Below are 10,711 nucleotides of genomic sequence, written 5' to 3'. Positions count from 1 at the left end.
TACCTGCCTGTACTTCCCCGTACAATGCTATTGCATATCCTCCGTACTTCCCTGTACAATGCTATTGCATATCTTCCGTACTTCCCCGACTGGCGCTGTCCTAGAGCCTCTACTGTCCCTATTCAAGCCACCTCCTACTGCTCCTTTCCGAAAAGGCTTTGGCTCACTGGCTACAGTTGGATAGTGCAATACATTGAAAGATTAAGGTCTGCCACTGTGATGAGATTTGGTGTGTTATCGCGTATTGTACGGCGGGAAATGTGATGTACGTCACTTTTGATTTCAGATCTACTGGTGAAAAGTACCTTTCAGGATCTCAATTTTCGCTAAGTCATTTAGAACCAGTAGCCGAAATTAGTAACTAAACCTTGTAATCCGGTAATACAAAAGTGACGTACATCACTTTTGTACGCATTACCCATCATTAGATTGTCATAAATTGCTGCTTACTTTTGAACCAGAATCAACAATTTAAGTAATGCAGTTAGAGCAATTTAATTACGACAACAAGATTGTCAGGAATTTCGGAATCGCTACCATTATTTGGGGAATAGTTGGTATGACCATAGGATTGCTTGTGGCGACGCAGCTTGTTTGGCCCCAGATGAACTTCGGATTGCAATTTACTACATTTGGCCGTGTACGTCCTGTACATACCAATGCGGTGATTTTTGCTTTCGTGGGTAACGGTATTTTTATGGGAGTATACTACTCTTTACAGCGGGTGCTTAAAGCAAGAATGTTTAGTGATGCTTTGAGCAAACTCCATTTTTGGGGTTGGCAATTAATTATTGTTGCCTCGGCTATTACTTTACCACTCGGTCTTACTTCAAGCCATGAGTATGCCGAAATGGAGTGGCCTATTGATATCGCAATTACCTTCATTTGGGTGGTATTTGGAATCAATATGTTCGGTACTATTATCAAACGACGCGAACGTCATATGTATGTCGCAGTTTGGTTCTATATTGCCACATTTGTTACAGTAGCCGTATTGCATATTGTTAACTCCATCCAATTGCCTGTAGCTGGCTGGAAAAGCTATTATGTCTACAAGGGCGTGCAGGATGCACTGGTACAATGGTGGTATGGTCACAATGCAGTTGCTTTTTTCTTGACAACCCCTTATTTGGGAATGATGTATTATTTCCTTCCTAAGATGGCCAACCGTCCTGTTTACTCGTACAAGTTAAGTATTCTTCACTTTTGGTCTTTAATCTTTATTTATATCTGGGCAGGTCCTCACCATTTGCTCTATACGGCGCTACCGGGTTGGGTACAGTCTTTAGGGGTTGTATTCTCCATTATGTTGATTGCTCCAAGCTGGGGCGGTATGATCAATGGCTTGTTGACCTTACGTGGTGCTTGGGATAAGGTACGGACAGAGCCTATGTTAAAATTCATGGTCGTGGCCCTTACTTGTTATGGTATGGCGACTTTCGAAGGCCCTATGCTATCCTTGAAACAGGTGAATGCGATTGCTCACTTTACCGACTGGATCGTAGCGCACGTACACGTAGGTGCTTTGGGATGGAATGGGTTTATGACATTTGGTATTCTGTACTGGTTGATACCACGTATATATAAGACAGAATTATATTCTAAAAAATTGGCATCAACACACTTTTGGATAGGTACCTTGGGTATTTTGTTCTATGCGATCCCGATGTATTGGGCAGCCGTAGTACAAGGCTTGATGTGGAAAGAATTTACACCAGAAGGGGTCTTGAAATATCCAAACTTCCTGGCGACAACATTGGAAATTCTGCCGATGCACATGATGCGCGCACTAGGTGGTGCACTTTATCTGTCGGGGGTCTTCCTAATGACCTTTAACTTGATCAAAACCATGAAACAAGGGAAGCTCTTGGCCAATGAGCCAGCAGAAGCTCCTGCATTATTGCCGGTTCAAGTAAACGAACAGTCTCAACACCGTCGCCTTGAACGTAAGCCAATTTTATTTATGGTACTGGCTCTTATCGCCATCCTCATCGGGGGTATGGTGGAGATGGTGCCGACTTTTACAATTTCTAAAAATGTTCCAACAATTGCGAGCGTAAAACCTTATACAGCATTGGAACTGCAGGGACGAGATCTCTACGTTCGAGAAGGTTGTGTGAACTGTCATACGCAAACTATTCGTCCTTTTAGATCCGAAACCGCCCGTTATGGGGAGTATAGCAAGGCGGGTGAGTTTGTTTACGATACACCGTTTTTATGGGGTTCGAAACGGACAGGACCTGATCTGCATCGCATCGGTGGTAAATATCCAAACAAATGGCACTTTGATCACCTGTTGGATCCAACGATTACCTCGCCTGGAAGTATCATGCCAACATATCCGTGGTTAATCGATCAGAAACTGGATAATGCTATTCTGCAAGATAAAATGAAGGCGTTACGGAAATTGGGAATCCCCTATACCGATGCGGAAATTGAACATGCTGAACAGGATCTCACCAAACAGGCACAGAAAATTGCTGATGATCTAAAACAAAATCAAGTGAATTTGTTAGCTGACCGTGAGATTGTGGCTGTAATTGCCTACTTACAGCGATTAGGAACAGATATAAAAGCAGCTCCAAAAGTAGCTGATAATGTTAACGCAAATCAATAAAGCCATGTTTAAGCAAATAACAAATCTAAACGGCAGTGAGCTTTATCTAATTGCATCACTTTGGATCTTCTTGGTATTCTTCATTTCAGTAGCAATCATGTTGTTTCGAATGAAAAAAGACTATGTTACTTATATGAAGGAATTGCCTTTGGAAGAAGATGAAACAGAAAAGGAACTGAATCATTCACCTGAAAGTCTATAATATATGAGTTTATTATTGGATACTGCACCAGCTACCGCAGAAGTTGTTCAATCTACGATAGGATTCGGTACAGATAATTTATACACAGATATCTTAATTGTTGTATTGATCGTTGTGATGCTGGCTCTTCTCGCTTCGGCATTGATGGTCAATCGCGCGATGAAATCCATCATTAAGATTACCATGCCTGAATTGGCCCAGGAGGAAAAACTCAAAAAGGTGGCGAATAAGGGCTGGATGAAAAAGTCGTGGAACAAGATCATGGGGATCAGACCGATTTCAGAAGAAAAGGATATTGTCATAGATCATGAGTATGATGGTATCCGCGAATTGGACAATCCGATTCCGATCTGGTTCAATTTCCTTTTTTATGGAACGATTTTTTTCGGCCTTGTTTACTTATTTGTTTATCAGGTGTCGGGTATCGGAATGAACCAGGACCAGGAATATGAACATGAGATGGTCATTGCCGAGAAAGAGCGTCAGGCTTATCTTACTGCTTCTGCGAGTAATGTAGACGAAAGTAGCGTGGAGTTTCAGCCGGAAATGGCAGCTGATGGAAAAGCGATCTTTGCAGCAAACTGTGTCGCTTGTCACGGAGGTAGTGGTGAGGGAGGTATCGGACCCAACTTGACCGATAAGTTTTGGCTACATGGTGGTGAGATTAAAGACATCTTCAAAACCATTAAGTATGGTGTTCCTGATAAAGGAATGGTGCCATGGGAACAAACGTTAAGTCCCGCTCAAATCGCACAGGTTGCCAGTTATATTGTCACCTTAAGGGATACAAACCCTGCTAACCCTAAAGCTCCGCAAGGTGATGAGGTATCCTATGGCGGTGGTCAGGCGGCAAACGGAGAGAAAGCAGCGGATGATGCCAAAACAGGTCCAGCTGAAGCAGATAAAAAAGCAGAGTAGTAAATTGAAATAGCAATGAGTACAGCAGTCGTGAATAATGCCAATAACGGTGAATCTAAGTCAAAAAAAAGACAATGGATTTATGCCAAAAAACCGCAGGGAGAGCTTTACAAAAAAAGACAGTGGGTTGGGTATTCACTACTGCTGTTCTTGTTTATCGTTCCTTTTATCAAAATAAATGGTGAACCGTTTCTCATGTTCAACATTATTGAGCGAAAGTTTTCCATCTTAGGAAATCTTTTCTATCCACAAGATCTCTACATATTCGTATTCGGTATGTTAATCGTGATGGTATGTGTGGTTTTGTTTACTGTTGTCTTTGGACGGGTATGGTGTGGATGGACTTGCCCTCAGACCATTTTTTTGGAATTAATATTTAGACGAATTGAATATTGGATCGAAGGTGACTGGCAGCAACAAAAGAAATTGGATGCGGGACCAAATACGGATCAAAAACAATTGAAAAAAATTTTGAAACATGGTATATTCTTGATCATATCATTTTTTATTTCAAATATCTTTTTGTCTTACATCATCGGTGTTGATGCGCTGATGAAGATTATCACTGATCCATTGGACCAACATATCGGTGGACTGATATCAATAATCATATTTACATTGGTTTTCTATGGTGTGTTTGCGTACGTCAGGGAGATTGTATGTATTGCAATTTGCCCTTACGGCAGATTGCAGGGCGTACTCCTGGATGACCAAAGTATAACTGTCGCCTATGATCATCGACGTGGAGAGCCAAGAGGAAAACAGCAAAAGGATGCAGTGACGACGCAAGGGGATTGTGTGGACTGCAAGCTTTGTGTACATGTATGCCCCACAGGAATTGATATTCGAAATGGCCTTCAATTGGAATGTGTAAGTTGTACAGCCTGTATAGATGCCTGTGATGCTGTCATGGACAAAATCGGAAAGCCTAAAAAGTTGATAGGCTTTTATCCAATGGGTGAGATTGAAGGAACACTGAAGAAAAAAAGCAATACGAGAGCAATAGCTTATTCGGTCGTGTTGGTTGCATTAATGTCGGTCTTTGGTTTTCTGTTGTTCAATCGTTCTCAGGTGGATGGAAGGTTGCTCCGGGCAAAGGGAAGTACCTACCAGCTTCGCGATGATAAGACAATAAGCAACCTGTATTCTTTGGAATTGATTAATAAGTCTGGTAAAGAAATGCCTTTTAAATTGGTCTGTGATGATCCGCGTTTAAAGATTCAACTGGTCAATCCTATTCAAAAATTGAGTAAAGATGGGCATGCGACACTGAGCTTTTTTCTAATTATCGCAAATAAGGATGTTGAGACTTATAAAAGTAATGTAAAATTAGCTATCTATTCGGGCGATAAGAAAGTGGAAAGTTTAAAAACCACTTTTATAGCACCTCCGGGTATGAATTAAAATGAAAAACAATGAATTGGGGTACGAAGATTTTTTTAACCTTGGCGGTATTTATGTTGTGTATAGTCGGAGCAGGAATATACATGGTGAGTCACGATTCAGATAGTCTGGAAGAAGACGATTATTACGAGCAGGGACTAAATTATGATCAAGCTTACGACAAAAAGCAAAATGTCTTGATGATGAAAGAATCACCGACAATCGAAATCAGGCAAGATACCTTGTACATTCATTTTGTCTCCAAAGAAAATAAAGGAAAATTGCTGTTTCGAAAACCTTCGGACAATCGATTGGATAAAGAATTGCCATTTCAGACAACAGGCAATTTATATACACTGCCCATTTCCACGTTCGATAAAGGCATGTGGAATTTGTATATCGACTGGAAGAGTGTAGGTAAAGATTTTTTGTTTGAAGAGCATATTTTATTTTAAGGAAATGAGTTATACCTACTTTGCATTTTTCATGGGATTGTTTGGAAGCATACACTGTGCGGTCATGTGTGGTCCATTAATTTTCGCCATTGAAGGAAGGCAAGGCTTTGGTTGGAACGTTTTCTTAAATAAAATACTGTATCAATCCGGTAGGGTACTGACTTATGGTTGTTTGGGACTTTTACTGGGTACGATCGGAACATTTGCGCAGATCCAGGGCTGGCAGCGTAGTCTAAGCTGGGCTACAGGTGTCATCCTGATTGGAATTGCTTTATTTCAGCTTATTGGTAAACATAATCGAAAAATTGCCAGCTGGCAGACGAAGGCTGTTCAGCCAATCGTACGGTTATTGTCGAAATGGCTCTATAAACCGGGCGGTAGCTTTGTTGCCGGTGTACTGAATGGATTGTTGCCCTGTGGTATGGTCTACATGGCGCTTATGTCGTCCATAAATGCGGATAGCCCACAGCAGAGTTTCTTTTTTATGTTGTTTTTTGGCTTAGGTACTATCCCGCTCTTGTTTGCGTTTTCTTTTTTGGGAAATTTCTCCCGATCTTTCAAAATTGGATTTTCGAAATGGGTTCCTTTTCTCTATTTCTTATTGGGAATATGGTTTATACTCCGGGGTGCCAATTTAGATATTCCCTATTTAAGTCCGTTCATTCATGTCGATGGTGCAATAAACTGTGTTTAACGACAAACAATATGTCGATGCTAAGTATTATATTTGGTAAAACCCTTAGCACACAATATGGAGGTACTTCATCATATTTTACAGATTGCATTAACCTATTATTGGATTCCCTTACTCATCCTTTATATCGGTGTAATCGGGACGATTTTGATCGAAAACCGTAATCCTTCCAAGACCATTGCCTGGATTATGGTCATTGTTTTCTTACCTGGCGTTGGTTTGCTTAGTTACTATTTCTTTGGTCAGAAGTTTAAGAAGGTCAAAAGGATGAAACGTGTGTATCGCGAGCAGTCCAAAAAGTTAATGGATGCCTGGCGTAAGGAATCCGAAATTATGGAGGAACATATCGATGCGTTAAATGAGCGGATCGGTAGTTTGGCAATGGTATACCGCTACCTTAAAAATCAAAAGATCTCTACTTTTTCCCTCAACAACGATGTCACCCTGTTTATCAATGGGGAAGAAAAGTTTCCAGTACTTATAGATCGCCTTAAAGCTGCGCAGCATTCCATTCACATGGAATATTATATCTGGGAAATGGATGATGTAGGGCGGGAAATCTTACATATTCTAGAAGAAAAAGCAAAGGCTGGCGTGACTGTTCGCCTGATATTGGATAGTTTTGGTGCTCCGGATGTGATTAAATATTTACGGCGGCATAAACCCGATTTTGTGTTTCAAGCTTTCCTTCCGGTGACCTTTAGTTCCTTGGCGAATAGCAACTACCGAAATCACCGTAAGATAGCCGTGATCGATGGGAAAATCGGTTTTGTCGGCGGAATCAATATTTCAGATCGATATATCAATAACGGAAAAAATGAGATTTATTGGCGGGATACGGCGATGATGGTGGTCGGCGCAGCAGTAAATACCTTGCAAATCCAGTTTTGGAACAGCTGGAACCAGACAGATGCAGAACCGTTTGAATTGGGGCGTGGTTATTTAAACCGATTTCCACTTACCGATGAAGATGAGAGTGGAGTAGGATTTACAGCCAGTGATCCTGGATCGCCAGCACCTTTCAATATGGAAGCAATTATTGCTGGTATCAACGAAGCAAAAGAATATATACAGTTGTGTACACCTTATTTTATTCCCAGCGATCAATTGACGACTGCTTTAATGCTCGCGGTATCTTCCGGTGTCCGGGTGGACTTGATGTTGCCGGCCCAGTCTGATTCGTTTTTTGTACAGCATGCCTCCTTCTCATTTATAAAACCACTACTGGAAAGAGGAGTTAATGTATACCTCTATACAAAGGGATTTCTGCATGCCAAAACCATCTGCATTGATGGGAAGCTGGCCTATATTGGTACGACAAACTTGGATATCAGAAGTTTTTACATCAACTTTGAAATCTCGGGAATTGTATCGGATAAAGCGCTTTGCGACCGTCTTAATGCACAATTTTTGGCTGATATCGAAGTTTCAGACCTGATTACAATTCGAAAGTGGATGCAGCGAAGCCGCTGGAAAAGAGGAGTAGATTCTATCTGTAGGCTTTTGGCTCCATTGCTCTAATTACTTTTAGCGCGTCGGAAATCGTCCCATGAATAGGTATAATAAATGTTAAAAATACCCCAATGCGGTTGGTCTTTGCTCAAAATTGAATATATTTAGCTATTCATTTTTTATTCTAAGACTTTCAATGAAGCACATAAAACTATTGACTTTATCGATAGGACTGTTAGGAATAGGGACCACTTATGCCCAGACTACACCTACATTGCCTATTAATACAATCGTAGAACGAGTTCAGAAATATTTTCAGGTTTACCCAGTTGAAAAGGTACATTTACATTTCGACAAGCCTTATTATGCTGTAGGGGATACTCTCTGGTTTTCAACCTATTTATCCCGCAATTTGGCCGAATATGAGCCGAGTAAAATAGCTTATGTGGAAGTGCTGAACAGTCGCGATTCCCTGATTCAGACACTAAAAATTCCATTGGATAAAGGGGTAGGAAATGGGCAGATTGTACTTGATCCTCAATTTATGTCTCAGGACAATTATCGCTTTAGGGCCTACACAAAATGGATGGCCAACTTTGATAATGCTTACTTTTTTAACAAAGTGGTGCCAATCGGGGATGTAATCAATAAGAAATTGATTACGAACATTGAATTTCAAAATAACATTGGTGGTAATAAAACCCAAGCTGTCATACAGTTCCGCGATCGTACTGGAAAACCGATGATCAATTCAAAAATCAATTGGGAGTTTGTGTCGGGATGGGAAACCTTCGACAAGGGCAAAGCTGAGACCGATGGGCTGGGGAAAGTAACCATAAATCTGTCTGCAAAAGAAAAGGCAAATCTGGAGAAAGGACAACTGAAGATTAGCATTCAGGAAAATAAAAATGAAAAACCTTTGTCCAGTTCCTTCTTGCTCAAAAATGCCTTGTGGGATGCAGATGTGCAATTCTTTCCTGAAGGGGGTGATATTATCGCTGGATTGGCCAAAAAAGTTGCATTTAAAGCCATTGGATCCGATGGTAAGGGGCTAAAGGTAAAAGGTAGTATTTTGGATTCAAAGGGCAAGTCGGTAGCGGAGTTTGCAGACTTTGGAACTGGAATGGGCTATTTTTCTCTTCTGCCGCTCGCAGGAGAAAATTATCAAGCTGTTGTGAAGTTTGAGAATGGACAGGAGCGCAAATACAAATTGCCGGCTGTTGTCAGTGACAAGGCAAATGTTGTTTTTGTAAAACAGGATGCCACGAATGCGGAGTTTGCCGTGGTAACTAGCGAGGAGAATTTTTCAAAGAACCCGGGGCAATCTTATTATGTTTTGGTTCAGTCGAATGGCCATCTCTGTTTTGGCGCACAGGTGAATTTAAAATCTTCGTCTGCATTGGTCAATATTCCGAAAGAGCGTTTGCCAAATGGTATTGTTCAGGTAACCTTATTGAGTCCGGACGGAAAACCTATCAGCGAACGCTTGGCATTTGTTCAAAGTGAAAAGCTTTTAAATATTCAAGTTACCAGCGATAAGCAAAGCTATAAGGCTAAAGACTTGGTCAATCTTAAACTTGCTGTGGACAACAATGGGCAGAAGTTCCCCGGAAGCTATTCAGTCGCTGTAATAGACGAATCCAAAGTTCCTTATAATGATCAGGCAGATCTCTCTATTGTGAGCAACTTTCTGTTGACTTCGGACCTCAAAGGAAATGTAGAAAACCCAAATTCATATTTCGATGAAAAGAATCCCAATCGGGATAAAGCGCTGGATGCACTATTAATGACACAGGGATACCGTCGATTTGACTACCCGACACTTATATCGGAGAAGTTGCCACAGATCAGTTTTCTTCCCGAGCAAGGAATTGAATTATCCGGTATACTTCGGATGAATACTGGACGCCCTTATCCAAATGGAGGGTTACTTTTATCGGTTCCTTCGCGTAATATTAAGAAAGACGTTTATACGGATCAGAATGGACGATTCACCTTTAAGGATCTTGTGTTCCCGGACTCGTCTAAAGTAACGGTTAATGCCCGCTCTAACGACAATTACCGGAGCCTGGTTATTAATATGGATCAGAGCTTTTACCCGGAGATCGATAAGAATAATGGCTATAAAAGTTATTTTGTGCCGAATATAGACCAGGCTTTTGCTCCTTATTTGGCGAATAGCCGAAAAGAGTATCGAAAATCGATCCTTCTGGATGAGGTCGAAGTGACAGGCGTAGTGAAGAAAGCAATCACCAATAAAGATTTTCCATCTATTTCGGGCTTATCCATGCCGGAACACCGTATTGAACCCGAGCGTTTGACCGGTTGTAACGTGTTGACCATGTGTCTTCAAACGGTATTAACTGGCATTACTTATGATCCGCAGACATTGAAATATTATGTTTCCCGCGATTATAATGCGGGGGGACGCACGCCTGTTCAGTTCTTTCTGAACGGTATGGCTATTGATGAGCCTGGATTGAACAGCATCAATGTCGCGGATATCGAAGGAATCGAAATCTTCTTACGTGATGAATTGGGAACAGTCTCCAGAATGTATCAAAATAATGGTGTTGTGTCCATTTATACGAAAAAAGTGGAAGCGAAGAAACCGCGAATGTCATTGAGTGAAATTGAGAGCATGTTGCCAAAATCAAATGTGATCGATATGTATCCTCTAGGTTATATTAAAGAACGCAAATTCTATATTCCAAAATACGATACGCCGGAAAGAAAGGCTGTAAACGATTTGAGAACGACCATTTACTGGAATCCGGAAGTCTCAATCACAGAGACGGGGGAAGCTGCCATTCAATTTTATAATGCCGATGGAAATGGAAATTACAAGGTCATCGTCGAGGGAATGGATCAAACAGGTAACATTGGCCGTAAGGTTATAAATTACGGTGTTCAGCCTTAAGCCTTGCCTATAGGAGTTCATGAAAAAAGAACGCTGTGCTCAGTAACCTGGGGACAGCGTTCTTTTTTAA

At 41.1% G+C, this 10,711-nt stretch carries 9 protein-coding genes; all 9 read left to right on the top strand.

Annotated elements, in window-relative coordinates; all coding sequences use genetic code 11:
- Positions 1–264, top strand: a 264-nt coding sequence (locus tag BGP15_RS26885; protein WP_286771232.1) for a hypothetical protein, incomplete at its 5' end; no start/stop codon positions are given.
- A gap of 214 nt (positions 265–478) precedes the next feature.
- Positions 479–2,617 carry a cytochrome-c oxidase, cbb3-type subunit I gene (ccoN, locus tag BGP15_RS26880; RefSeq protein WP_286771231.1) on the top strand — a complete coding sequence of 713 codons (2,139 nt, stop codon included), beginning with the start codon at positions 479–481 and terminating at the stop codon, positions 2,615–2,617.
- A gap of 4 nt (positions 2,618–2,621) precedes the next feature.
- The gene (locus tag BGP15_RS26875; protein ID WP_046671935.1) at positions 2,622–2,819 is read left to right on the top strand and encodes a hypothetical protein; all 198 of its coding nucleotides are present in this window, start codon (positions 2,622–2,624) and stop codon (positions 2,817–2,819) included.
- A 3-nt stretch (positions 2,820–2,822) separates the two neighbouring features.
- Positions 2,823–3,737, top strand: a complete 915-nt coding sequence (locus tag BGP15_RS26870) for a cbb3-type cytochrome c oxidase N-terminal domain-containing protein (RefSeq protein ID WP_286771230.1) — start codon at positions 2,823–2,825, stop codon at positions 3,735–3,737.
- 15 nt (positions 3,738–3,752) lie between these two features.
- Entirely contained in the window at positions 3,753–5,141 is a 1,389-nt protein-coding gene (ccoG, locus tag BGP15_RS26865; protein ID WP_286771229.1) for a cytochrome c oxidase accessory protein CcoG, read from the top strand.
- A gap of 11 nt (positions 5,142–5,152) precedes the next feature.
- Entirely contained in the window at positions 5,153–5,575 is a 423-nt protein-coding gene (locus BGP15_RS26860; protein ID WP_046671889.1) for a FixH family protein, read from the top strand.
- Positions 5,553–6,269: a sulfite exporter TauE/SafE family protein gene (locus BGP15_RS26855; protein WP_286771228.1), complete on the top strand. Its 717-nt coding sequence runs from the start codon at positions 5,553–5,555 to the stop codon at positions 6,267–6,269. The genes BGP15_RS26860 and BGP15_RS26855 overlap by 23 nt, the downstream gene beginning before the upstream one ends.
- 57 nt (positions 6,270–6,326) lie before the next feature.
- The gene (gene cls, locus BGP15_RS26850; RefSeq protein WP_286771227.1) at positions 6,327–7,790 is read left to right on the top strand and encodes a cardiolipin synthase; all 1,464 of its coding nucleotides are present in this window, start codon (positions 6,327–6,329) and stop codon (positions 7,788–7,790) included.
- Positions 7,791–7,917: 127 nt separating this feature from the next.
- Positions 7,918–10,641, top strand: a complete 2,724-nt coding sequence (locus tag BGP15_RS26845; protein ID WP_286771226.1) for a carboxypeptidase regulatory-like domain-containing protein — start codon at positions 7,918–7,920, stop codon at positions 10,639–10,641.
- The last annotated feature ends 70 nt before the right edge of the window (positions 10,642–10,711 follow it).

Origin of the sequence: Sphingobacterium sp. 40-24 (assembly GCF_001899705.1) — a bacterium.
Lineage (GTDB): Bacteria > Bacteroidota > Bacteroidia > Sphingobacteriales > Sphingobacteriaceae > Sphingobacterium > Sphingobacterium multivorum.
Note: the sequence above shows the minus strand (reverse complement) of the source record. Positions and strands in the feature narration are given on the sequence as shown.